Here is a 24,362-nt window from a genome sequence, read left to right on the forward strand (position 1 = left end):
AGGTGAGAGAGCGCTATGAAAAACGCGCTTCCTTTGTTAAGCGTCGTAATATACCGATATGGGACCTGAACTTCCCGTTGCGCCTGGGGCGCAGCGGAACCTGGGGCCGGATGAGCTCTTCCGCCGCCTCGCGACATCCATCGCCGACGGCACATATGCCCCCGGCGCGAAGCTGAGCGACAAGGCGATCGCCGACGACCTCGGCGTGACGCGCACACCAGTGCGCGAGGCCGTGCAGCGGCTGGCGCGCGCCGGGCTGATGGAGGTGCACGCGAACCGCTACTCCATGGTCACCGACATCACGGATGAGCGCTCCCGCATCACCCGCGAGTTCGCCGCGTCTCAGGGCGGCGAGATCATCCGCGAGGCCGCGCTCGCACTGTCGGAGACGGACCTGGTCATCGCCTGCGAGCTGATCCAGGTTGCGATCGAATCGGTCGAGTCCGGCGAGGGCTGGATCGAGGCGCACGTCGCGCTGTTCGAGTTCCTCACCGACCGCGCTCTCAACGACCTGTACCGACTGATGCTGAGCGACTTCTGGTACCTGGTCTTCCGCGACCTCTACCTCGGCGCACCGCGTGTGGACACGAGGGACTCCCTCGAAGAGCTGGAGTCGGCGATGCGCGCCCGCAGCGCGAATGCCGGCGTGAAGGCCGTGCAGCGGATGCTCCGCTTCAAATAGCGGAGAAGGTGTTGGTCCCGGCCCTCCCTCGCCCGAACGGGGAGGGCCGGAGCAGCCGATTGAGAAGGTCCGCAAGCGTACCCACCCCCATGTGGGCGCTCAAGACCGAGAGAACTCGAGGGCACCGTCTGGTTCGACCGACGCAGAGCGGCAGACTGCGGCTCGTCGTACTGCCAGCGTAGGGCGACAGGCTTCCTGACGCCCGTCGAGGCCCGACCGTTGACGTGGAGTCGCTCGACCTGCTACGCGCACGATGTGCGCGTGTTCAGCTCGTGGCGACGACCTGAGCCGACCCTCGATACGCTCGAACCATGCTCGAGACGCTCACCGGATTCGCCGTCGTGGGAGTCGCGATCACCCTCGGCTATGTGCTCGGACGGATCGACCTGCTCGGCCCGCACGCCCGGCACGTGCTGGGCCGCCTCATCTTCTTCGTGCTCTCCCCTTTCCTGCTCTTCACGGTGCTCGCCCACGCCGATGCGAAGATGCTGTTCTCCGCACTGCTGCCGGTCTCGGCGATCGCCGCCGTGTCGATCATCGCGGTCTATGCCCTGGTCGCGCGCTTCTGGTGGAAGCGACCCGTCGGCGAGACGCTGATCGGCGCCCTGTCTGCCGGCCAGGTCAACTCGAACAACATCGGCATCCCGCTGTCCCTCTACCTGCTCGGCAGCGCCGCCTACCCCGCGCCCGTCGTACTCATGCAGCTGCTGGTGTTCACACCGATCTCGCTCACGATCCTCGACGCGGTCACCAGCGACAGGGTGTCGCTGCGCAAGACGCTCGTGCGCACGGCGACGAACCCGATCATCATCGCCTCGCTGCTCGGGACACTCGTCTCGGTGCTCGGCATCACGGTTCCCCCGATCGTCATGGAGCCCGCGCAGCTCATCGCCGACGCAGCGGTGCCGGTGCTGCTCATCAGCTACGGCATCTCCCTGCACGGCCAGCGGGTGCTCGGCGCTCTGGGCCACCGCCGGGACATCATCCTCGCCACGGTGCTCAAGCTCATCGCGATGCCTCTGATCGCGTGGGTCGTCGCGGAGTTCGTGTTCGGGCTGTCGTCGACCGAGGTGCTGATCGTGGTCATCCTCGCCGCCCTGCCGACCGCGCAGAACGTCTTCAACTACTCGCAGCGGTACGACATCGGCGAGACGATCTCGCGCGACACGGTGTTCCTCACGACGCTCGGATGCCTCCCGGTGCTGATCCTCATCATGTTCGTGCTGGGCTGAGCCTCTCGGCATCCGCGAGCCCCCGGGCATCCGTGAGCACCAGTGGGAGATCCCGCATCACGACCACGCTGTCGAAGATCGATGATCCCTCGGGAAGCGCATCGAAGAACGATGACCGCAGGTGATGCAGCTGCGCGCCCTCGACCTTCCACTCGTCCGTCGACAGGGCCACCGGCTCGACGGTTCGTCCGTCGTGGCCCAGCGACCACCCGACGCGACCCGCTCGGTAGAAGTCCGACGCCTCGTCGACAGAGGCGAAGACCCCGCTCGTCCACTCGCCGCCCACCTCCACGTCAGTATCGAGACTGTGCGCCCCTGCCTGCATCGTGAGTGCGTAGCGGTCGCCCGACTCCCGAATGCGGAATCGCGCTCTGCGATGGACGCCAGGGAACATCCGCCCGCCGAACAGGACCGGATGCCACGCCGAACTATGCCGCTCGAAGATGAAGACGCCCTGCTCGACGCCCTCCGGGCCGTCCCGCTCGACGGCGATCCGATGCGCGGCATTCTCGGAGCGGAGGCCCCACCGGCGATCGACCCAGCTCGGCCGGATCGATTCCAGCCCCAGGACGCACACCCCGGCGAGCGCAGATCCGCCGACGATCTGCGGTCGGAAGCCGTCGGGCAGCAGCGTGGCGGCGACCACCGGGTCGACGCGGTAGCTGATGAGGAGTCGCCTGCGGAGCTGTGCCCGGACATCGCGGATGATCGACATGTTCCGAATCTAGCACTGTAGCTAAATTCCTCCAAGGGGTGCTCGTCGACGCCCGCCCCGTAGGTTGGACGCGTGGACAACCCGCTCTTCTTCATCGCGCTGATCGTCGCCGTCATCGTGCTGGCGATCTTCCTGCCCCGATGGATCCGGCGTGCGAGCCGGTCGGCCGGAGAGCGGACGGAGCAGCGCGTCACCGCATCCCGCCTCGAAGAGATCCTCGGTGAGCTCGGCTCCACGGTCGTGCTTCACGCGCCCGAACCCGTCGCGCGCGAGATCATGGACGGCGTCGTACTGCAGCAGCCCCGGAAGTTCACGGTGCTCGCGGACGGTGACTACGGCATCCGATTCGTCGAACCCGATGACTCCCTCGTCCGCCTCGTCGAGGACCCGGACGGCACTCGCGTGCAGATCGAACGGTTCCGGGAGTATCTGGGGATGCCGCAGACCACGGAGTTCTGGGCGGACCTGCGCTCCCGCGTCACCTCCGCGGCGAGCGCTCGCGGCGTCGCCATCACCGCGGGGCCTGCACTGCGCCACCGCCGCGACGACGCCTCCGGCGCCTGGTCGCTCGAGTAGTCGATGCCAGGACCGGGTGCATCTCACAGCCGTCGCAACTAGGCTGTGGTATTGCCGATGACGCCCCGACACGCCCTCCAGCCGGACAGCGACGGCACCACTTCTCATCACAGTCCTCAGTCCCTGTGACCTGCGCCGGAAAGGCTGACCCATGAGTGCATCACCCGACAACGACCGCACCCCCGACTTCTTCGACAAGCTCATCGAAGAGACGCCCCGCGAGAACCCGCGCGAGCAGTCCGGCTTCACCGCCTCGTTCCGCGGCTACGACAAGGCCGAGGTCGACTCGGCCCTCAGCACGCTGCGCAACCAGCTGCAGCAGGCGAAGGCCGATCTCGCAGCGACCGAGGCGCGTCACGAGGATGCCGTCGAGGCTCTCCGCGACGAGGAGCGCATCGCTCGCGAAGAGCTCGAGGCCGAGCTGCTCACCGCGAAGGCGAAGGCAGCCGAGACCGAGGCACAGGTCGCCACCCTCACCAACGAACTCGTCGACACGCCCCGCGCAGACGGGCAGGAAGCGCCGTCGCGCGAGCAGTTCGAAGCCATCCTCCGCGTCGCCGAGGAGCAGGCGAACGTGCTCATCCAGAACGCCGCGGTGCAGGCCGACCGTCTGATGGCCGCCGCTCGCGAAGAGGTCACGACGCAGCGCGCCGAGGCCGACGCCGACGTCACGCGCATCATCGCGCAGGCGCAGCACGACGCCGATCAGGTGCGCCTCAAGATCGACACCGAGTACACCGCGCACGAGGCCACGCTCGAGCGCGAGGCGGCGCACGCGGCCGAGAAGGTGCACCAGGCGACGCAGGAGGCCACGGCCATCCGCACCGAGGCCGAGAAGGGTGCGGCGGCGCTGCGCTCCCTCGTCACTCGGGAGACCACGCAGCTGCGCGCGGACGCCGAGCGCGAAGTGCGCGAGATGAACGCGCGCGTGCTCGAGTTCGAGGAGACCCTCACCCGCCGCCAGGACGACGCGCAGCAGGAGTTCCTGGTGCTGCACAACCAGGCCGTCGCCCACGCCGAGCGCATCACCACCGACGCGAACGAGCAGGTCGCCGCATCGCTCGATCACGCACAGCGCATCTCGGGCAAGGCAGACGACTACGAGCGCCTGATGCGCTCGCAGGCGCAGACCATCGAAGCGGATGCCCAGGTGCGGGCGCGCGACACCCTCGACCGCGCCCGCGTGAAGTCGCAGAAGATCGTCGATTCCGTCACGAGCCACACCTCCACGGTGCTGCGCGATGCCGAGGACCAGGCCAGGCAGCTGCGCTGGCAGCAGCAGCAGCTCGCCAGCTTCATGGCCGAGGTGCGCGAGCTGATCCGCCCCGACGGCATCTTCAGCGATGAGGCGCCGACCCTCGGAACCGTCGCGACCGCAGCGGAGGCCGACGAGGACGCCGACCTCGATGGCGTCGACACCGTCGACGCCGAGCTGATCGACGACACCGAGGCCGATGACACGGATGCGACCGATGAGCCGGCGTCGGAGTTCCGCGGCGACGAGGCACTGGACGACGAGCTGCTCGACGACGACGCCGAGACCATCGACGGCAAGATCACGATCGAGGTCGTCGAGTCCGACGAGAAGGCATCGCGCTGAGCATCCTCTCCTGACTGACGAACGGGGGCGTGGGCGGATATCCGCACACGCCCCCGTTTCGTGGCCTACCCCGGCTATCGCTCCGGCCCTTCAGCGTGCACGCTGTACCTATGACAGACAGCGTGATCGAGGTGCGAGACCTCCGCAAAGAGTACGGCGGCGCCGTCGCGGTCGACGGCATCAGCTTCGACATCCGCCGTGGAGAGACCTTCGCCCTCCTCGGCCCAAACGGCGCGGGCAAGTCGACGACCATCGAGATCCTCGAGGGCTATCGACACCGCACCTCCGGTGACGTACGCGTGCTCGGGGTCGATCCCCAGCGCGGCGGTCTGGCGTGGAAGGCGCGACTCGGAATCGTGCTGCAGTCCACCGGCGAGGCCGGGAACTTCACCGTGCGCGAACTGCTCACCGAGTTCGCCGGGTACTACCCCGACCCTCGCTCGGTCGACGAGGTGATCGCCGCAGTGGGGCTCGAGCACAAGCAGCGATCGAGAGCGGGCAAACTGTCGGGCGGTCAGCAACGACGTCTCGACGTCGCCCTCGGGATCATCGGCCGACCAGAACTGCTGTTCCTCGATGAGCCGACGACGGGTTTCGACCCCGAGGCGCGGCAGCAGTTCTGGCAGCTCATCCGCACACTGAAGGCGGAGGGCACCAGCATCCTGCTGACGACCCACTACCTCGACGAGGCGGCGCGTCTGGGCGATCGAGCTGCGGTGATCACGGACGGTCGGATCGTGGCCATCGGTCGGATCGATGAGATCGGCGGACCCGAGGCGCGGACGCCGATGGTGCGGTGGAGGGATGCCGCGGGGGTGCGCCAGGAACAGCGCACCACGACTCCCGGTGCGGTCGTCTCCGAGCTCCAGCGCTCGAACGGCGAGCCGGACAGCCTCGAGGTGGTGCGTCCCACGCTCGAGGACATCTACCTCGGCCTCATCCGCGAGCATGGAGTCGGCGCCGATGCCGATCCGACGGTCGACGACCTGCGGGCCGATGCGAGGGAGTCCGCATGAGCACCACGACCGCCACGACCGCCACCCAGGGATTCGGGCTCGCTCGGACCATCCGCCTCGGGGTCCGCCGCATCCCGTTCGAACTGCGTCAGTACTTCCGCGCCAGCGACCAGGTCTTCTTCACCTTCCTGTTCCCGACGCTGATGTACCTCATCTTCGCGACGATCTTCACGGGCGACATCGGCGAGGGTGCCGACAGGATCAGCATGGCGACGTACTACCTTCCCGGTCTCGTGGCGGGAGGCATCTTCCTGTCGGGCATGCAGGGGCTGTCGATCGAGATCGCAGTGGAGAAGAGCGATGGCACCCTCAAGCGGCTGGGCAGCACTCCGATCTCACCCGCCACGTACTTCATCGGGAAGGTCGGCGAGGTCTTCGTCACCACGATTCTGCAGATCACCCTCCTGCTGGTCGTCGCGGTGGTTCTGTATCAGGTGGAGCTGCCTTCCGATCCCGAGGCCTGGGGGCGCTTCGCCTGGGTCTTCGTGCTCGGGCTGCTCTCGTGCACTCTCCTCGGCATCGCGCTCTCGGCCGTGCCCCGATCCGGAAAGACCGCCTCTGCGGTGGTGATCCCGGTCGTGCTGCTGCTGCAGTTCATCTCCGGCGTCTATATCGCCTTCACCGCACTGCCGGAATGGCTGCAGAACGTCGCTGCGGTCTTCCCCCTGAAGTGGATGGCTCAGGGAATGCGCGCGGCGATACTGCCCGAGTCGTTCTCGGCGGCCGAGCCGAGCGGATCGTGGGAGCTCGGCTTCGTGGCGATCGCCCTCACCGCATGGCTCGTGGCGGGTTTCATCCTCAGTCGCGCGACGTTCCGCTGGATCAGACGCAACTGACGGCCCGGCACGCGAACGGCCCCATCCCGGAGGATGGGGCCGTTCGATGCGGAGGACGGCTCGTGAGCCGCGAGAGGTTTACGCGCGGACGAACTGCGCGGCAGCGGGGCAGTCGAACGGATCGGCTCCGGCGGCGAGCCCGACGCGGTTGAGGTACTGGATGACGATCGCGTACGACCGGCCGAGGCTGGTCTCGGTGTACGGCACGTTGTTGGCTGCGCAGTAGTCGCGAACGACCTCGCGGGCCTTCGAGAGGTGCGGGCGGGGCATGTTCGGGAACAGGTGGTGCTCGACCTGGTAGTTGAGCCCGCCCATGAGCCAGGTGGCCCACCATCCGCCGCGGATGTTGCGCGAGGTGCGCACCTGCTTCGAGAAGAAGTCGAGACGAGCGCTCGGGTCGATGATCGGCATGCCCTTGTGGTTCGGCGCGAACGAGGCGCCCATGTAGACGCCGAAGACGGCGAGCTGCACACCCATGAAGGCGAATGCCATGCCGAGCGGCAGCATCAGGAAGACCGGGACGAGCACGATCGCGAAGCGGAGGGCGATGAGCCCGAGCTCGATCCAGCGTCCCTTGGCCTTCTTGCTGGTCACGAGGTGCTTGACGCCGAGGTAGTGGAGGTTCAGGCCCTCGAGCGTCAGCAGCGGGAAGAAGAACCAACCCTGCTTGCGCGTGATGAGGCGGACCAGGCCGCGCGACTGCGCAGCATCCGTCTCGAGGAACGAGATCGTGTCGACCTCGATGTCGGGGTCCTTGCCCACCTGGTTCGGGTTTCCGTGGTGCTTGGTGTGCTTGGAGTCCCACCAGGAGTAGCTGATTCCGACCACGCCTGCGGCGAGGATGCGGGCGAGACGGAAGTTCGCCGGGCCCGTCGAGAGGATCTGGCGATGGGCGGCCTCATGGGCGAGGAACGCCACCTGGGTGAGGATGATGCCCAGCGCGCCGGCCATCAGGAGCTGGAACCAGCTGTCACCGAGGAGGATGAAGCCGGTGATGACTCCACCGAGGGCCACGGCGATGCCGGCGGCGACGAAGATGTAGAACCATCCGGCGCGCTGCAGCAGGCCGGTCTCGCGGATGACCTGCGACACCTGCTTGTAGGCGTGAGTCATCGGCGGGATGTCTGCGTTGCCCGAATACGTCTGACGTACGGGGCCGAGGGTGGCTGCGGTCTTTTCGACCTGTGCAATGGAGATGATGCTCTCCTGTCGATTGGAGCCCTTGAGCTGTGGAAAGCCCAAGGCAGATCGCCCAACGCTTACCTCAACATAACCCCCCGCACATGCGCTGTGGGGAATACGTCGCGGACTCTGTGACGACTCTGTGGCACGTCACAGGCGATGGTCAGGCGCGCGCCCGATGCGGGCCGCGCCGCAGCACCTGACGCAGCCGCCGCGAGAACGCCGACGGGCGCCGTTCAGGCGTGTTCGCGCCCTCCAGGGCGTCGCGGGCATCGTCGAGGGACTCGAACGAGCCGAGCTCCGTACCCCGCTGATCGCGGGCGAGGTGGGTGGTGCCGTCGAACTCGACGAAACCGGCGAATTCGCCGGCGCGGGTCGCGACGTGCACGTCGGTGTCGGCCTGTTTCCAGGTCAACGGATCGGAAGGAGGAAAAGTGGTCATGCTCATGGTCATACTCATTGCTGTGTGACGGGCACGCGCTGTCGCGGCCCGCAAGATGATGAGATCGAGGGCGGATGCCGCGCGCATCGATGCGCTTGGTCCGTGATGGCCCTGATCAGTGGCTTCGTGGTGGCCTAGAGGGGGCCAGAACACACGCTGCACCATCAGCTTAGCAGATCGGCATCCACAGGGCGAGGAGCAGTTTCCACGGGCACCCAGACACGACGCGGATGACCCGACGACCCGGCGATCACCCAGGTGCCGGCAGGGGCGCGGGAATCGTCGGCGGATGCTCTCCCTGGAGGAGCCACGACTTCCGCGATCTCCGGGGCCTCGACCGCAGCCCATGCCTCCCGGATGATGCGCCGAGGGTCGTACTGCCGAGGGTCCAGGGCGGTCCAGTCCTGTCGGATCGTCGCGACCCCGGTCTCCTGCTCGGCGCGACGGGTGGCATCGCCCGCGAGCACGGTGAGTCGGCGGATCAGCGCGCCGAGCTTCTGGGCGTACTCCGGAAGTCGGCGTGGACCGATGATCACCGCGGCCAGCAGGGCGACCAGGAACAGCTTCTCGATCGTGAGTCCGAACATCGGTCAGCCCTCCATCGCCCGATCGGTGCCCACCGAGAGCCGACGAGCCGCCGCTCGATCGTGGAGCCAGGCGATGAGCAGCGCGACGAGGAACAGCGCCGTCATGGGCACGGCGATCAGGAACATCGACAGCACGTCGGCGGCCGGAGTGACGATGGCACTGAAGAGGACGATCGCCACGATGACGATGCGCCAGCTGCGGGCGATCGTGCGCGCCTGGAGGATGCCGAGCAGGTTGAGCATCACGAGGAACACCGGCAGCACGAAGGCGACACCGGTCGCGAGCACGATCTTCAGGATGAAGTCGACATAGTAGGAGGCCTGCAGCAGGGTGCTGTCCTCTGTCGAGGCGAAGCCCGCCAGCAGGTCGACCATATGAGGGAAGAGAAGGAACCCCGCAGTGCAGCCGCCGGCGAAGAGCGGGACGGACGCCGCGAGGAAGCCGAACGTGTACCTCTTCTCGCGCCGGTCGAGTCCGGCGGCGAGGAATGCGAACAGCTCGTACATCCAGATCGGACTCGACAGCGCGATGCCCGAGAAGAGGGCGATCTTGAGCTTGAGGTCGAACGCCCCCGTGATGCTGTCGTAGTTCAGGCTCGCGTCGCGGGACTCGGCGAGCGCGGTGATCGGCGCCCGCACGACCTCCATGATCTGGTCGGAGAGGACGTAGCCGACCACCACCCCGAAGACGAACGCCGCCGCCGCCCGGAGGGACCGCGTGCGGGCCTCCCTCAGGTGCTCCGACAACGGCATCCCGGCAGAGGCGCCGGCCGGCGTCGCCGAGGCCGGGGGCCCGACCGCATCAGGAGCGAGCGCCGTCATGATCTACTCCGCTGTACGGGCGACGGGACGGGCGAGATCGTCCGACGCGACGGCGTCCACGTACGCACGGGCGTCCCGTGTGGTCACCGGCCGCGACTCGGCGTTCGGCACGGCCGCGGTGTCGCCCGCAGGCTCGGAGACCTCGGACTTGAGGATCCGCATGGACTGCCCGACGCTCTTGGCGAGGGCGGGGAGCTTCGCCGCGCCGAAGACGAGGAGGACGATCGCGAGGATGATCAGGGCGTGCCACCCTGTGAGGTTCTGAAGCATGTCTTTCTCTCCTTTCGTGAGAGCGTCAGTGGGACGGCGGCTGACCGCCGCCGGGGCCGCCGTCGCCACCCGAGGGGGCGGATCCTGCGGTGGGAGTGGTCGTCGTGTCGACGCCGACCACGAGGGTGGTCGCGTAGCCGCCGGCCACGTCTCCCGTGATGGTGGGCAGCTGCAGGGCGGCGGAGTCGTCGCCGAACACGTTGTCTCCGGAGAGGCTCGTCTGCGACAGGTTCCGTGAGGAGCCGTCGTAGCGGGAATCCGCGTACACCGCGGCGCATGCCTCTTCGGGGAGCGCCATCTGCGAGGTGGCGATCGCGTTGGCCGAGTCGGTGATCGATTCGACGTCCGGGTACACCTCGAAGTGGATGTGGGGCCAGCGTCCCGAGTAGCAGCCCGGGAAGATCGACGAGAACGAGACCTTGCCCTCGGCATCCGCCACCTGCACGCCGCGAAGGTACGTGACGTCCTCGAGCCCTGAGGAGTACATCGAGTACTCCCCCTGCGCGGTGCAGTGCCAGGCGTACACGGCGACACCCGCGAAGGGCACCCCACCGTTCGCGAGGTCGAGCACCTCGAACTCGAAAGTGAGCGGGATGCCGTCGGCCGTGGCCGATCCGTCGATCGAGGTCGTGATGTCCTGGCGAACGATGCCGGACTCCTCGAGCACGTCGGGACCGTTGGATCCGTCTCCGGGGTAGGGGCCTGCGGTCTCGTCGGGGATCTCCCCCGCCGCTGTCGCGGTGCCGGTCGACGCGTCGCTCTCGGTCGTCGCCGTGGGGTCGCTGCTGCTCGTGCTCGACGTGCCGGTCGCTGCGGGGGCGCAGGCGGCCAGGACGACCGCGCCGACGCCGAGACCTGCGAGACCGAGCACGCCGCGGCGGGTCACGAGGGTGCGGATGTCGAAGGCGGCGCCCTGATCGATGACCTCCTCATCCACCCGGTCGAGCAGCCGCCCTTCGTAGGTGGGGCCCTCAGGGGTCTGGACGGGTTCGGGTATGCGGCTCATGATCGTGCTCCTCTCGGTGGGTTCGGGTTGTCGATGCGGTTGTCGATGTACCCATGGTCACGGAGGAGCCGATCAGCGAGCTATGCCTCGTCTATGCGAAAGCTATGACCTCTTGTCGACGGGCGGATGCAGCACCAGCACGACGACGATCGCGACGAGCACCAGCGCGGTGATCGCCACCGGGATCGGCAGGATCGGGTCGAGCAGCACGAGGACCGCCCCGATCGGGATCGCCGTATTCACGACTCGGTCGGCGTTCTCGCGGATCGCGATCCACCAGATCCCGAGCAGGAAGATCGCGATCGGGATCGTCACCGTGTAGGAGGCGACGACGTTCGAGAGGTGGCTCTCCCCGGTGAGGACGTCGAGTTCGACCTCGATGCCGGCCGAGAACGCGGCGGCGGCGGCGAACACCACGTAGTGCGTGTAGCCGTAGCGGAGCGAGCGACCGAACGTCGTGATCGCCCGGTGGTGCGGCGGCCAGAAGTAGATCCACCACAGCGATGCCGTCACTGCGAGAGTCAGCACGGAGATGGAGATGAGGGGGACGAACGATTCCAGCTCATGGCTCGCGTCGATGATCGCGTTGGCAGATGCGAGCAGGCTCTCCCCGAGCACGATCAGTGTGAAGAGGCCGTACCGCTCGGTGATGTGATGCGGATGCCACGGCGTCTGCCTCCGATACTCGGCGAACACCGGAACGCTGACCTCGATCAGCGCGAACACCACGAAGGCGATGAGCTGCGCGGGACCAGAGGGAATGAGCAGGAACAGCACCCACAGCACCTGCACCGCGGCGATCCCGAAGGCGTACCGGCGGGTCGCCGACCGCAGCTCCCCCGCACCCCGCGACGCCCGAAGCCACTGCGCGACCATCGCGATGCGCATCACGATGTACCCGAGGACGGGCACGGTGAAGTCGCCGTGCTCGAACGCGGCGGGGATCCCGGAGGCGAAGACGAGCACCCCGCCCATCTGCACGATCGTGGTGACGCGGTACAGCCAGTCGTCCGTGTCGAACGAGGTCGCGAACCACGTGAAGTTCATCCACGCCCACCACAGCGCGAAGAAGACCATCGCGTACGACGTGATGCCGTGCACGAAGTCGCCATGGCTCAACGCGTGGTGCAGCTGCGCCGAGGCGATGCTCACGGCGACGACGAAGACCAGATCGAAGAAGAGCTCGAGCGTGCTTGCCGCGCGATGCGGCTGTGCGGGATCGCGCGGCAGCATGCGGCTCAGGTGGAATCGAGGAGCGGGAGTCGTGGTCACGCGGTCACATTACCGATCCGCGGAGCCCGCTGACCCTCCCCGGCGAGCACCGATTCGTCCATTCTCACGATATATCTACCGCGCGGGACGAGGTTCGGCTACAGTGAAACCCATCTGCAGTGCCTGCTGCAAGAGATCGGCGTTGGGACGTCGATCACATTCCGTGGTGTGGGATCACGGAAGTAGCAGGACCCGAGGGGTCGGGATGCAGATTTTGCTGGGGGCGTGGGGCTTCCAGTCTGGGGAAAACTGGGGAAATCATGGCGCACTGGGGACGTCTGCGTTCAATCACGGCTCAAGGGGCCTCGGCATGACCTCCGTCGAGGATGCCGTGAGCATCGCTCGCACGGGTTCGGTCCTCGCGCCGATCGCCGCTCCGCGAGCCACGTCGTCGGGGACGCGTTCGGTGGTGGCACCGCGCGTCTCCGCAACGCTGGAACGACGCCGCACCTGGGAGCGGCGTCATCGGAACTGGCTGCAGATCACGGATGCCGGGGTCATCCTGGTCGCGGTCGGAGCCACTGCGGCGGTCCAACTGGTGACGGGAGTCGCAGCGGAAGAGGCGCTGCGCACCGTCGTCCTGTCGGCCACCCTGTGGTATCTGATGCTCAGCCTCCTGCACACTCGTGATGCAGCGCTGTTCCGTTCCGGCACCACCGAGAACCGAGGTGTGCTTCACGCCACCGGGCTGGCGTTGGGGATCATCGCCATGCTCAGCGTGTTGCTCGGGTGGCACTCGATGCAGCCCGTTCTGCTCGTCGGCCTCCCGCTCGGTGGAGCCGCCCTGCTCGTCACCCGGCGGGTCTGGCGGCACCGGCTGACGGCGCAGCGTGCGCAGGGGCGATTCGCCTCGCGCACGCTCGTCGTCGGCAACAGAGACGACGTCGAACACGTTCTGCGGTCGCTGCACCCGACCGGCACGACGGGGTACGACGTCGTGGGCATCACCCTTCTCGACGGGAACGCTCGCGACCTCGCGCACGACGGCGTGCTGTTCCCCGTGCTCGGCAACATCACGTCGATCGCCGAGACCGCAGCCGAGCTCGGCGTCGACACGGTCCTGATCGCGAGCCGCCCGGCGGACGAGCCCGACTTCGTGAAGACGCTCAGCTGGCAGCTCGAGGGCAAGGTCGCCGAGCTCGTGCTGTCCAATCCCCTTCCCGAGGTCGCGGCCGACCGCATCTCGTTCTCGACGGTCGACGGCCTGCCGCTGATCCGGGCACGCGTCAGCGCCTACGAGGGCACCCGCTACACGGTCAAGCGCACGCTCGACGTGATCGTCGCCGCGGCGGCGCTCATCCCGATCGCGCTCATCACCCCGATCCTGGCGCTGCTCGTCAAGATCGACTCTCCCGGTCCTCTCTTCTACTTCCAGACGCGTGTGGGCCGCGACGGACAGAACTTCACCATCGTGAAGTTCCGGTCGATGAAGACGGATGCCGAGCAGCAGCTCGCCGCACTCAAGGAGCAGAACCAGGGATCGGGCCTCCTGTTCAAGATGAAGGACGACCCGCGGGTCACGCGCGTCGGCAAGGTGCTGCGCAAGCTGTCCCTCGACGAGCTCCCCCAGTTCTGGAACGTCCTGATCGGCGACATGAGCGTCGTCGGCCCGCGTCCGCCACTGCCTCACGAGGTGAGCGGCTACGACGACTTCGTGTCGCGTCGCATGTTCGTCAAGCCGGGGATCACCGGCCTGTGGCAGGTCTCCGGACGCAGTGACCTCTCGTGGGAGGACAGCGTGCGACTCGACCTCCGCTACGTCGAGAACTGGTCCGTGAAGGATGACCTGCACATCATGTGGCGCACCGCGAAGGCCATGGTGCAGCCCAGCGGGGCATACTGATCTGACAGGGATCGGGCGCGGCATGCACCGCGCCGGTGGGCAGGGGCTTTACGCGAACGGTCTGAGGGGGCTGTCATGGTGAGTGTGATCATCGCCGCGCACAACGAGGAGGGCGTCCTCGGATCGTGCCTCGATGCGCTGATCGCCGACGCCGACGCCGGGGACATCCCGATCGAGATCGTCGTGAGCGCCAACGGCTGCACGGACGCCACCGTCGCGGTGGCGTCCTCACGCGGCGTCGTCGTCATCGACCGGCCGGATCCCGGCAAGGCCGATGCCCTGAACGCGGCGGAACGGGTCGCGACCCGGTTCCCCCGCATCTACCTCGACGCCGACATCGTCGTCCCGCGCGGGGCCGTGGCCTCGCTGCTCGACAGATTCGCGCACGCCCCCGCGCCTCTCGCGGTCGTGCCCCGCCGGCGGATCGACACGACGGGGCGACCGTGGCCCGTGCGTTCGTACTTCGCGATCAATGAGCGCCTCCCCGTCTTCCGCGACGGACTGTTCGGCCGCGGGATGATCGCGGTCTCGGAGTCGGGTCGACGTCGCTTCGAGGCATTTCCGCTCATGGTGGCCGACGACCTCTTCCTCGACGCGCAGTTCGACGCGTCCGAGAAGGAGCAGGTCGACGCCGTCACGATCACGGTCGACGCGCCGTTCACGACGCGGGAGCTCGTCCGGCGCCTGGTCCGCGTCCGACGCGGCAACGCTCAGATGCGGTCGGCAGCGGACGACGGTGCGGTCGATGCCGACGTGCGCGCCTCGAACAGGTGGTCGTGGCTCCGCGACGTCGTCGTCCCGCACCCGCGACTCGCCTTCCCGGCCGTACCGTACGTGCTGATCACCCTGATCGCAGGCGCCCTCGCCCGCAGACCGTCCGACGCACCGAACTCCTGGCGACCCGCCGAGAGGAACCAGGATGCCGGCAGGGGGCCGAGATGACCGACCCGGAGAACGGCGCGACCGCGCGGCTGACGCCCGGGATGAAGCGCGTCCTGTGGGGTGCCGCGGGAGTCGTCGTGATCGCGCTGGCCGCAGCGGCCTGGTTCGCCACCGCCGGCTCCGACACGAGCACGCCGCCGCCGACGGCGACCGCCTCCGCCACCCCCGGCCCGGTTCCCGGAGCGGAGCCGACGAGCGGATCCGAGGTCCAGTCTCCGGAGGACTCGCCTCCCTCCGCAGACCGCATCCCGGATCTCGCACCGTCCGGCCCCCTCGTCTCGGCACCCCTGCCCTCATCCGGCAGCCGCGCCGACGGCCTCGTCGACGGCTTCCCGTCGAGCATCGTCGGCCCCCTCGACGAGTCGGAGGTGCTCTCGAGTGCGATCGCGAGCGAGGGATCGGCGATGCAGGCGACGCTCGTCGCCCGCACCGACGCGTCGTCGGCCGACGTCCTCGCCGGCTACCGCACCCTCTGGTCCGGACTCGGGCTGGTGGAGCAGTCGTCCGGAGACCCCCAGGTGCTCACCTTCGCGGGCAGATCGGCGACCGTGACTCTCGCGTTCTCCGCAGACTCCGCGACAGGTACCGTGTACAACATCCTCGGTTCTTTCCGCACCGAGTGACGACCGCCCCGCAATCGGAACGAATGATCACCTGTGTACATCTCCTTCTCGAACAAGCCGGAACGCAGTGAACGCGGCGTGAAGAAGCCGGGGGCTCGGACCGTCTCGTCGACGGTCGTCAGCCTCGGAGTCGTCTCGCTGCTCACCGACATCTCCTCGGAGTCGGTCGCCGCCATCCTGCCGCTGTACATCACCGGGGTGCTGGGCCTGTCGACGATCGCCTTCGGCCTTCTCGACGGCCTGTACCAGGGCGTGTCGGCCATCGTCCGGATCGCGGGCGGGTACGCATCCGACCGCTACGACCGCCCGAAGTGGGTAGCCTTCGTCGGATACGCGCTCGCCGCCGTCGCCCGGGTCGGGCTGCTCTTCGCCGCCGGTTTCACGATGCTGACCGCGGTCATCACGGCGGACCGCATCGGAAAGGGCATCCGCACCGCCCCCCGCGATGCGCTGATCACGGCCTCGTCCGATCCCGACAACCTCGGCACCTCGTTCGGAGTGCACCGCACGCTCGACAACATCGGCGCGGCCATCGGTCCGCTCCTCGCGTTCTTCATCCTCCTGATCATCCCCGACGGCTACCACGTGATCTTCGTGATCTCGCTGGCGTTCGCGATGATCGGCGTGGTCATCCTGGGTCTCATCGTCCCCAACGTGCGCACGCGCGCGACCGAGGAGGATCCGCTCGAGACCACCCCGGGCACCGCGACCGCGGGTTCGGGGCAGCCCGAACCCGCACCGCGGCGCCGCTTCGACTGGTCCGTGCTCACGACGGGCTCTCTTCGCCGCGTCCTCGCCGCTGCCGGCATCCTCGGGCTGCTGACGATCGGCGACGGCTTCGTCTACCTCGTACTCCAGTCGCGCAGCGACTTCGCCGCCCAGTGGTTCCCCCTCCTCTATGTGGGCACGAACGTCGCGTTCCTCGCTTTCGCGATCCCTCTCGGACGACTCTCGGACCGCATCGGACGCGCACGGGTGTTCGTCTGGGGCCACGGGGCCCTGCTCGCCGCGTATGTGGTCGCCGTGCTGCCGGTCCCCGACATCGCCGCGACCGTGCTCTGCCTCGCGTTCCTCGGCGGCTTCTATGCCGCCACGGACGGTGTGCTCGCGGCGCTCGCGGCGCAGCTCACGACGCCCGAGACCCGGGGCACGGGAATCGCTGCGGCGCAGACGGTCGTCGCGCTCGCACGATTCGCCTCTGCGACCGGATTCGGCATCCTCTGGTTCGCTTTCGGACGTGACACGTCGCTGATCGTCGTCGCCGTGGTCCTGGCCGTCGCCATACCCCTCGTCGCCGCGCTTCTGAGACCGCTGCTGCGCGCACCCGAGCGCACAGCACCCGTCCATGCGGCGGAACCTGCGGCCGAGCCTCACGCGGCGGATTCGGTCACCGCCGACCCCGCCACGCCGGACGAGATCGGCGACCCTGCCGGGGAGGACCGACGATGAGCGCGCGCGTCCGTTGGCTGCTGGTCACCGCTGTGGCCGTCATCGCCCTCGGCGCGAGCGCCGTGGTGGCGTGGTTCGCCTGGCAGCAGTTCGAGCAGCGGCAGAGCGCACCCAGCGCCGTGGAGACTGCGGACGCAGCTGCGGGATGGGACGTCGGCGACCGCGTGGTCTTCCGCAACACGGCATCGGGTCAGGGCTACGGCCATGTCGCCAGCGTTCCGCTCGACGACCCCCAGGGGTCCCGATCGCTGACCGATGTCGTCTGCGACCGCGTCGACGCCGTCGACGACGAGTTCGCGTGCCTGCGCACGGATCGTGGGATCGCCACGACGTTCGAGGCGGTCATCTACGACAACGAGCAGTCCCCGACCGACCGATGGCCGCTGCCCGGCGTCCCGAGCCGCACGCGGATCTCCTCCGACGGAGAGCTCATCGCGACGACGTCGTTCGTCACCGGCCACTCTTACGCGACGATCGGCTTCTCCACCGAGACGGTCATCCGCACGCGCGAGGGCGAGAGCCTCGGCAACCTCGAGGAGTTCACGTTCATCCGCGATGGTGCGGTGTCGACCGCCGCCGACCGGAACTTCTGGGGCGTGACGTTCGTCGACGACACCACCTTCTACGCCACGGTCGGGCTGACGCTCGAGGGGACGACGCAGCTCGTCAAGGGCGACCTGGACGAGCGCACCCTGACCACCGTCGCCGACGACGTCGAGTGCCCGTCCCTGTCGCCCGACGGCACCAGAATCGCGTTCAAGAAGGTCACGTCCGGTTCGGGTCCGACCGTGCACTGGACGCCGGCGATCATGGATCTGAAGACCGGCGAGGTGCAGCTCCTCCCCGAGGAGCGCAGCATCGACGATCAGATCGAGTGGCTCGACGACGACACGATCCTCTACGGCATGCCGCGCGAGGGCGTTCCCGGCGACACGGACGTGTGGTCGCTCTCAGCCGACGGCTCCGGCGCAGCGCAGGTCTTCATCGAGCACGCCTGGTCGCCGTCAGTGGTCAGAGACTGACGCGCCTCGCGAGCCCGAGCCCGATCCGTCCGTCGACGCCGCGTCCGTCGACTGCGCCTCATCGCGGCGACCCCGTGCACGTCGGCGCAGGACCACCACCCACGCGATGCCGGCACCGATCGCGGCCCCGAGCACGTTGGCCAGCACGTCGCGGATGCTGGGCTGACGGGACGGGATCACGATCTGCGCGATCTCGGCCGCCGCGGAGAAGAGCAGAGCGAGCAGGACCCCGCGCCAGGTGTGACGGAACAGCAGCGTGAGCAGGAAACCGAGCGGAGCGAACATGAGGATGTTGGTGACGAACTCGATCCAGCCCGTGCCGAAGCCTCCGATGCCGATCTCGCGGAGACGCTCACCCAGCGCGTGCACGATGTCGGCGTACGACACCGGCAGCACGAGGATCGCGACCACCACGAGCAGATAGAGCCCCAGGCCGACGATCACCCAGGGCCGGGCGCGGGGTCCTCGTGACGGTTCCATCGGAAAGCAGCCCCCTCGCCCTGACTCGCCGCGGCCCTGATCGGGTCGCGCGCATACGGCAGATGAAGCATAGTAGGCGCGTTCACGGGAGTCGTGTACCCTTGCCGACGGGAGGGGAAGCCCGATACAGACTGATACAGGATTGTGATGATCAGCCACGACACGCACACGCGCATACGTAACCTCACACATATCAAACGCTTTCGCATCGCCCTCACCCTCGCCCTCGTCGCCGTTCTGACGACAGCGGGCATCGGAGTCGCCTCGAGTGCTCAAGCCTCGACGACCGGGATCTTCCCGGACGACCTCGCACCGGGAATCGCCGTGGACTCCGACCGGAGCGCGGTCGAACTCGGCATCCGCTTCACCGCGGAGAACTCCGGCAGCATCACTGCGCTGCAGTACTACCAGAGCCGCGGCGCCCGGGGCGTCACCTCGGCGACGCTGTGGTCCGGCGACGGCGATGTGCTCGCCGAGGTCGACTTCTCAGCGACCCGCTCACCCGGATGGCGCACCCTCACGCTCGATGAGCCGGTGGATGTCACCGCCGGCAGCACCTACGTCGCGTCCTACTTCGCTCCCCGGGGCGGATACGCCGTCACCGAGGGCGATCTGCTCAAGGCCCGGTCTGTGAACGGGTTCACGCTCGGCGCCAGCGCCGGCGTCTACACCTACACCGACACGAGCGCCTTCCCGGACTCGACATGGCGCGGCAGCAACTACCTCGTCGACGTCGTCTTCGCTCCGGACGGCTCCACCACTCCGCGTCCCGAACCGACCGCGACGGCGACCACGCAGCCGACCGCGACTCCGACGCCCACTCCGACCCCGACCGAGACCGTGGCCCCGGTGCCCCCGACGCCGACGTCTCCCCCGGTCGTGACGCCCGAACCTCCGGTCACGGCTCCCGAGACCGGAGGCACGATCGTCCTCGATCGCAGCTTCCCGAACGCGGACACCACGGGCGTCCCCGCAGGCACCGCGCTCACCCCGTACTCGGGTCCGTGCGCCATCCAGACGCCGAACACCGTGATCGATTCGAAGATCATCAACTGCCAGCTCCGCATCCTCGCGAAGAACGTGACGATCACGAACTCGCAGATCAACGGCTCGATCTGGACCCACCCGACCGACGGCTCCGGCTCGTTCAGCGTCACCGACAGCAACATCGACGTCGGCGACGACTCCGAGGGCACCGGCATCGGCGACTCCAACTTCGCCGCCCTGCGCGTCGAGGTGACCGGCGGCAACCGCTCGATCAACTGCTTCAGCAACTGCTCGGTCGAAGCATCCTTCGTGCACGACCAGTACCGCGAACCGGGCAGCGATTCGCACCAGTCGGGGATCCGCATGGGCTCCAACAGCGTGATCCGCGGCAACACGATCGCCTGCGGTGCCGCCGACGGCTCGGCGAGCGCCGGCTGCTCGGCCGCTCTGACCGGATACGGCGACTTCGCCGTGGTCGAGAAGAACACGATCGACGGCAACCTGTTCGTCGGCGGCTCCGGCGGATACTGCGTGTACGGCGGATCCTCCACCGACAAGCCGTACTCGGCCGGCGTGAACAACATCAAGTTCACGAACAACATCTGGCAGCGCGGCGAGTCCGGCGTCTGCGGGTACTACGGCGCGATCGTCTCCTTCGACAGCAAGGCGCCGGGGAATGTCTGGTCGAACAACGTCTTCGACGACGGCAAACCCGTAGGCTGATCGACAGGCCGACCTTCGAGGCGCACGGTGGCTCCGAGCCACCGTGCGCCTCGATCGTCGAAGGGCCGAATCGCCTAGGAGAACGAGGTAGTCACTTGCCCGCCCCGCGCATCGCCATCTGCGTCGTCACGTTCCACAGTGCTCCCCTGATCCGGGACCTCGTCGCCTCGATTCCCGAGGGAGCCGCGGGAACCGAGTGGACGCTCGTCTTCGCGGACAACGCCTCCGGCGATGACACCCTCCGGGAGATCGCCCGGCACGCCCCCGAGGCGATCGTCGTCGAGACCGGTGGCAACCTGGGGTACTCCGGTGGCGTGAACGCCGCCATCGAGGCAGCGGGGGATCAGGACGCCTACTTCATCATCAACGCCGACGTGCGGCTCACCCCCGGGTGCGCGGCCTCGCTCTTCGCGACGCTCGACGAGAGGACCGGCATCGCGGTGCCGCGGCTCATCGAGGCCGACGGCGCACTCAACTGCTCGCTGCGCCGTGAACCCGCGCTGCGCCGGATCTGGGCCGATGCGCTGATCGGCGCGCGCCGCGCCGGTCGGATCGGCACGCTCGGCGAGGTCGTCGCCGACACCGCCCTCTACGACTCGCCCCGGATCGCGGACTGGGCAGAGGGGTCGACCCAGCTGGTGAGCGCCACCTGCGCACGCGCCTGCGGGCCGTGGGACGAGTCCTACTTCCTCTATTCGGAGGAGACCGAGTACCACCTGCGCGCTCGCGACCGCGGCTTCGTGCTGCGTTACGAGCCGACCGCCGTCGCCCAGCATCTGAAAGGCGAGTCGGCGCACTCGCCCCGACTGTGGTCGCTGCTCACGCTGAACAGGGCCATGCTCTACGCCCGGCGCCACGGCCCGGTGGCATCCGTGGCGTTCTGGCTCGCCCTGGTGCTGCGCGAAGGGTCCCGTGCGGCGCTCGGCAAGAAGACGAGCCGCGCCGCGTTCCTCGATCTGCTCACCCCACGCCGCTGGCGGGAGCGCCGGGGTCCCGGCTGGCTCGAGGGAGTGCGCGTCTGACCTCCGAGGTCACCAGGACGGTTGATGGTCGCGATCGAGTCGCGATATCGCGCCGGCGATGCCGAGCAGCAGGAACAGCGTGCCCATCGTCATGGGGAAGGCGAACGCGTCGAAGAACGCCATGCTGACGAACCCGGCGGCGATCGCGCCCGACATCGACGCCGTCAGGTCGCGCGTGCGCATGACCTCCGACCCGCGGGTGGTCCTCGCGACGCGGGTCATCTCCGAGATCGCGACCCAGCCCAGCGCGACGAGCGCGATGGTCCCGATCAGGCCGACGCTCACCAGCTGCACGAGGAACTGGTTGTCGAAGATCCGGTGCTTGGGCAGGAACGTCCCGAATCCGCGCCCGAACAGCGGATGCTGCGCGATGAAGGTCCACGCGAAGTCGAAGCTGTCGGTGCGCGACGTGATGCTGGGGTCCTGGTCGGGGTCTTCGAAGAGGCCGGTGATGAAGCGCATGATCCGCGGGTACACCAGCGACACGACGACCAGCCCGCCCACGGCGAGACCGATCATCCAGCGACGCAGCACCGGGGTCCAGGCGGACATGCAGACGACCACTCCGACGATCGCGCAGAGATAGGCGGAGCGCGAGCCCGAGAGGCCGACCACGGCGAGGATCGCGACCGCCGGCATCCATCGCAGCAGCGCCGATCGATGGGTGTGATTCAGCGCGACGTGCAGCGCCAGGGGCAGGATCATCGCGACGATCGCCCCGTACTCGATCGGATGCGTCGCGGTGCCGTTCGGGCGCACGAAGCCGTTGCGGAAGGTGAGCTCGGAGCTCGACACCTCGGACAGCCCGGGGATGCTGATGAGGTTCGTGATCGACTGCTCGGTGACCACCTGCGCGAGACCGAGCAGCGCGAAGAGCCCGCCCGCCATCGCGACGCGCCACACGAGGTCGTCGACGCGGCGGCGGGTGCGGATCGTGTCCGCGGCGAGCAGCAGCGTGCCCGCCCACGAGAGCAGGGAGAGCAGGGCCACGTCCGCCGGGCTGATCTCGTCGCCGTTGATCGGCCGCGACATCGCGAGCGCGTACGAGATCCCGGAGACGAAGATCATGATCCCGAGAGCCCAGCGCAGCGGATAGAAACGCAGGCGCACCGCGGACCGGCGGCGCATGAGCAGCAGCGACAGCCACAGGACGAGGCTGACGAGTCCCATCAGCATCGAGGGCGCTCCTGCGCTGCCGAGCGGCCCGATCACGAAGCGCGACGGGATCGCCAGCAGGACGACGAGGTACAGCGTCAGCCACGTGACCGAGTCCGCCGACCTCGGGCGCGGCTGCGGCCTGTCTCGCAGGCTCGCCGCGCCCTCGTAGGCGATCGTGGTCATGGCCGGGTGTCTTGGCGGGGTGCAGGTCGAGGACTCGCCGGGGCGCGTCGGCGTCCGCTGCGCGGGCGCGGGGCGCCGTTGGGCGACGACGAATCATCGTCGAGATCGGGAAGGCGAGGTGACCGTCCCGTGGACGACGTCGGCTCGGTCTCGTCCGCGGCACCCTGCACCGCTGCGCTCTTGCGCTTCCAGAACCACGACGGGCGCTCGCGGCGCACCATGAAGCCTCGGCGCTGGCGCCGCACGAGCACCACGTCGAGGACGAGCGCCAGCACGAACGTCACCCCGAATCCTGCTCCGACGACGATGACGAGCAGTCGGATCAGGGACTGGAAATCGCGGGTGGCCTCGGTGTCGGTCGCCAGCTGCATGGAGCGGACCGCGTCGATGTCGGCGACGCCGACCTCCTTCTGCAGCGACGCGAGACGCTCGGACACGCTCGCCGTCACGTACTCGAGGGTGCGCAGGGTCTGCGCCTCTCCTCGGTCCTTCGCCACGACGGCGATGACTCCGCCGCGGGTGGAGTCATCGATGTTGACCTCGACCTCGGCATCGGGAGAGACCTCCGCCAGCTCCTCTTCGAAGGCCGTGCTCGTGTACGTGGCGATCACGACGCGCGCCGTGAGATCGAGTCCCGCCAGCTCGAGGAAGGGGTTCACGCCGACCGCCTCGGGCGCCGTGACATCTCCCTGCGGAGGAAGGAGCAGCACGAGGCTCCGTGCCGTGTACTCGGGCGGAGTCGTCTGGTACAGCTGCCATCCGGCACCCAGGGTGACGAGCACGCCCACCACCACGACATACCAGCGGCGCCCCAACGCCCCGAAGATCTCCTGGATCCCCACCTGTCACTCCCCCTGCCGAGAGAACCCGCCGACAGGCAGGAACGTCCGACTCCCAGCGAGCGCAAGGTCGCGCGCGCTACTCTTCATTTGCAACACAACGGTACAACACGACGCCTGAGAGTCGGTGATGAAGGTATGACGCTGGCCGACCTGATGCGCGCTCTGTGGAAGCGCTGGTACGTCGTGGCCGTCGCCGCCGCCCTCACGCTGGGCCTCGCCTATCTCTCCACGCGCACCGAGCCGATGTACCAGGCGCGCACCGAGGTCGTCTTCCTCGCCCCGACCAGCACCCGCTATCCCAACGAGCTCGTCACGAGCTCGGAATCCCTGATCTTCACGGCCGGCATCGTCGCCGAACGCATCAACGGCGCCGGCGAGCAGTTGAAGTTCGGCAGCGCGGCCGCGACTCCGATCGGCTCCCCCGACATCACAGAGACCACCTGGATCAGACTGCTCGACACCGGGAACCAGTGGATCGCCGCCTTCGAGCAGCAGGTTCTCGTCATCTCCACGGTGGGAACGACGCCCGAACGCGCGCAGGACCGCGTCCGAGAGGCCTACGCGCTGATCGAGGACGAGCTCCGCGCACTCGAGAGCGAGCACGGAGTCGACCCCATCAACTCGATCGGACTCCGGATGTCGCCGGAGGCGCCGCAGATCGTCGAGGTCGACGGCAGCGGTCCGCGCGCTGCGGGGATGACCCTGGTCCTGGGCGTCCTCGGCACGATCGCGGTGGTCGTCATCCTCGAGGTCCGCGCCTCCGCGCGCAACGATCCCGAGCAGAAGCGCGGGCGCAGCGTCCGGCGCCGCCGAGCGCAGGTCGAGGCCGACGCCCCGCGTCTATGATCGT

General features: G+C 68.2%; 25 protein-coding genes. 14 read left to right on the plus strand and 11 right to left on the minus strand.

What is annotated here, in order from left to right; all coding sequences use genetic code 11:
- Positions 1-58 precede the first annotated feature (58 nt).
- On the plus strand, positions 59-682 hold the full coding sequence (locus OD997_RS17715; RefSeq protein ID WP_434332863.1) for a GntR family transcriptional regulator: 624 nt from the start codon (positions 59-61) through the stop codon (positions 680-682).
- 311 nt (positions 683-993) lie between these two features.
- Complete coding sequence (locus OD997_RS17720; protein ID WP_434332864.1) at positions 994-1,914, plus strand: AEC family transporter; 921 nt, start codon at positions 994-996, stop codon at positions 1,912-1,914.
- On the opposite strand, the gene OD997_RS17725 is transcribed toward OD997_RS17720, so the two are convergent.
- Positions 1,895-2,629, minus strand: a complete 735-nt coding sequence (locus tag OD997_RS17725; protein WP_434332865.1) for a DUF2071 domain-containing protein — start codon at positions 2,627-2,629, stop codon at positions 1,895-1,897. The genes OD997_RS17720 and OD997_RS17725 overlap by 20 nt on opposite strands.
- A gap of 72 nt (positions 2,630-2,701) precedes the next feature.
- Between OD997_RS17725 and OD997_RS17730 the strand changes: the two genes are divergently transcribed.
- The 4 genes from OD997_RS17730 (at position 2,702) to OD997_RS17745 (ending at position 6,657) form a co-directional block, all read left to right on the plus strand.
- On the plus strand, positions 2,702-3,205 hold the full coding sequence (locus tag OD997_RS17730; RefSeq protein WP_434332866.1) for a hypothetical protein: 504 nt from the start codon (positions 2,702-2,704) through the stop codon (positions 3,203-3,205).
- Between the two features lie 151 nt (positions 3,206-3,356).
- Positions 3,357-4,805 carry a cell division initiation protein gene (locus OD997_RS17735; RefSeq protein ID WP_434332867.1) on the plus strand — a complete coding sequence of 483 codons (1,449 nt, stop codon included), beginning with the start codon at positions 3,357-3,359 and terminating at the stop codon, positions 4,803-4,805.
- Between the two features lie 110 nt (positions 4,806-4,915).
- Entirely contained in the window at positions 4,916-5,821 is a 906-nt protein-coding gene (locus OD997_RS17740) for an ABC transporter ATP-binding protein (RefSeq protein ID WP_434332868.1), read from the plus strand.
- Entirely contained in the window at positions 5,818-6,657 is an 840-nt protein-coding gene (locus OD997_RS17745; protein WP_434332869.1) for an ABC transporter permease, read from the plus strand. The genes OD997_RS17740 and OD997_RS17745 overlap by 4 nt, the downstream gene beginning before the upstream one ends.
- Before the next feature lie 78 nt (positions 6,658-6,735).
- Here OD997_RS17745 and OD997_RS17750 read toward each other — a convergent pair whose 3' ends face one another.
- The 7 genes from OD997_RS17750 to OD997_RS17780 form a co-directional block, all read right to left on the minus strand.
- On the minus strand, positions 6,736-7,857 hold the full coding sequence (locus OD997_RS17750) for a fatty acid desaturase family protein (RefSeq protein ID WP_434332950.1): 1,122 nt from the start codon (positions 7,855-7,857) through the stop codon (positions 6,736-6,738).
- Between the two features lie 145 nt (positions 7,858-8,002).
- Positions 8,003-8,281 carry a hypothetical protein gene (locus OD997_RS17755; protein WP_434332870.1) on the minus strand — a complete coding sequence of 93 codons (279 nt, stop codon included), beginning with the start codon at positions 8,279-8,281 and terminating at the stop codon, positions 8,003-8,005.
- Positions 8,282-8,445: 164 nt separating this feature from the next.
- On the minus strand, positions 8,446-8,868 hold the full coding sequence (locus tag OD997_RS17760) for a Sec-independent protein translocase TatB (RefSeq protein ID WP_434332871.1): 423 nt from the start codon (positions 8,866-8,868) through the stop codon (positions 8,446-8,448).
- A gap of 3 nt (positions 8,869-8,871) precedes the next feature.
- Complete coding sequence (tatC, locus tag OD997_RS17765; RefSeq protein WP_434332872.1) at positions 8,872-9,690, minus strand: twin-arginine translocase subunit TatC; 819 nt, start codon at positions 9,688-9,690, stop codon at positions 8,872-8,874.
- Positions 9,691-9,693: 3 nt separating this feature from the next.
- The gene (locus tag OD997_RS17770; RefSeq protein WP_434332873.1) at positions 9,694-9,960 is read right to left on the minus strand and encodes a twin-arginine translocase TatA/TatE family subunit; all 267 of its coding nucleotides are present in this window, start codon (positions 9,958-9,960) and stop codon (positions 9,694-9,696) included.
- Positions 9,961-9,985: 25 nt separating this feature from the next.
- Positions 9,986-10,966: an intradiol ring-cleavage dioxygenase gene (locus OD997_RS17775; RefSeq protein WP_434332874.1), complete on the minus strand. Its 981-nt coding sequence runs from the start codon at positions 10,964-10,966 to the stop codon at positions 9,986-9,988.
- 102 nt (positions 10,967-11,068) lie between these two features.
- On the minus strand, positions 11,069-12,199 hold the full coding sequence (locus OD997_RS17780) for a low temperature requirement protein A (RefSeq protein WP_434332951.1): 1,131 nt from the start codon (positions 12,197-12,199) through the stop codon (positions 11,069-11,071).
- 349 nt (positions 12,200-12,548) lie between these two features.
- On the opposite strand from OD997_RS17780, the gene OD997_RS17785 reads away from it, so the two are divergent.
- The 5 genes from OD997_RS17785 to OD997_RS17805 all read left to right on the plus strand — a co-directional run bounded on the left by OD997_RS17785 (position 12,549) and on the right by OD997_RS17805 (position 18,117).
- Positions 12,549-14,081, plus strand: a complete 1,533-nt coding sequence (locus tag OD997_RS17785) for a sugar transferase (RefSeq protein ID WP_434332875.1) — start codon at positions 12,549-12,551, stop codon at positions 14,079-14,081.
- Between the two features lie 75 nt (positions 14,082-14,156).
- Positions 14,157-15,023, plus strand: coding sequence for a glycosyltransferase (locus tag OD997_RS17790; protein WP_434332876.1), 867 nt, complete (start codon positions 14,157-14,159; stop codon positions 15,021-15,023).
- Positions 15,020-15,646 carry a hypothetical protein gene (locus OD997_RS17795; RefSeq protein ID WP_434332877.1) on the plus strand — a complete coding sequence of 209 codons (627 nt, stop codon included), beginning with the start codon at positions 15,020-15,022 and terminating at the stop codon, positions 15,644-15,646. Before OD997_RS17790 ends, OD997_RS17795 begins: the two co-directional genes overlap by 4 nt.
- A gap of 33 nt (positions 15,647-15,679) precedes the next feature.
- Positions 15,680-17,095, plus strand: coding sequence for an MFS transporter (locus tag OD997_RS17800; protein ID WP_434332878.1), 1,416 nt, complete (start codon positions 15,680-15,682; stop codon positions 17,093-17,095).
- A complete protein-coding gene (locus OD997_RS17805) occupies positions 17,092-18,117 on the plus strand; it encodes a TolB family protein (protein ID WP_434332879.1) in 1,026 nt (341 codons plus the stop codon). The genes OD997_RS17800 and OD997_RS17805 overlap by 4 nt, the downstream gene beginning before the upstream one ends.
- Here OD997_RS17805 and OD997_RS17810 read toward each other — a convergent pair.
- Positions 18,100-18,597 (minus strand): VanZ family protein, encoded by a 498-nt coding sequence (locus OD997_RS17810; RefSeq protein ID WP_434332880.1) that lies wholly within the window; start codon positions 18,595-18,597, stop codon positions 18,100-18,102. The genes OD997_RS17805 and OD997_RS17810 overlap by 18 nt on opposite strands.
- A gap of 147 nt (positions 18,598-18,744) precedes the next feature.
- Here OD997_RS17810 and OD997_RS17815 point away from each other — a divergent pair, with 147 nt between their 5' ends.
- Positions 18,745-20,307: a DUF4082 domain-containing protein gene (locus OD997_RS17815; protein ID WP_434332881.1), complete on the plus strand. Its 1,563-nt coding sequence runs from the start codon at positions 18,745-18,747 to the stop codon at positions 20,305-20,307.
- Between the two features lie 95 nt (positions 20,308-20,402).
- On the plus strand, positions 20,403-21,329 hold the full coding sequence (locus OD997_RS17820) for a glycosyltransferase family 2 protein (RefSeq protein WP_434332882.1): 927 nt from the start codon (positions 20,403-20,405) through the stop codon (positions 21,327-21,329).
- A gap of 9 nt (positions 21,330-21,338) precedes the next feature.
- Here the strand turns inward: OD997_RS17820 and OD997_RS17825 are convergent, their stop codons facing one another.
- Positions 21,339-22,670, minus strand: a complete 1,332-nt coding sequence (locus OD997_RS17825) for an O-antigen ligase family protein (RefSeq protein WP_434332883.1) — start codon at positions 22,668-22,670, stop codon at positions 21,339-21,341.
- Complete coding sequence (locus tag OD997_RS17830) at positions 22,667-23,512, minus strand: hypothetical protein (RefSeq protein ID WP_434332884.1); 846 nt, start codon at positions 23,510-23,512, stop codon at positions 22,667-22,669. The genes OD997_RS17825 and OD997_RS17830 overlap by 4 nt, the downstream gene beginning before the upstream one ends.
- A gap of 135 nt (positions 23,513-23,647) precedes the next feature.
- Here OD997_RS17830 and OD997_RS17835 point away from each other — a divergent pair, with 135 nt between their 5' ends.
- On the plus strand, positions 23,648-24,358 hold the full coding sequence (locus tag OD997_RS17835; RefSeq protein WP_434332885.1) for a hypothetical protein: 711 nt from the start codon (positions 23,648-23,650) through the stop codon (positions 24,356-24,358).
- The last annotated feature ends 4 nt before the right edge of the window (positions 24,359-24,362 follow it).

Origin of the sequence: Microbacterium sp. CGR1, from assembly GCF_051062835.1 — a bacterium.
GTDB lineage: Bacteria > Actinomycetota > Actinomycetes > Actinomycetales > Microbacteriaceae > Microbacterium.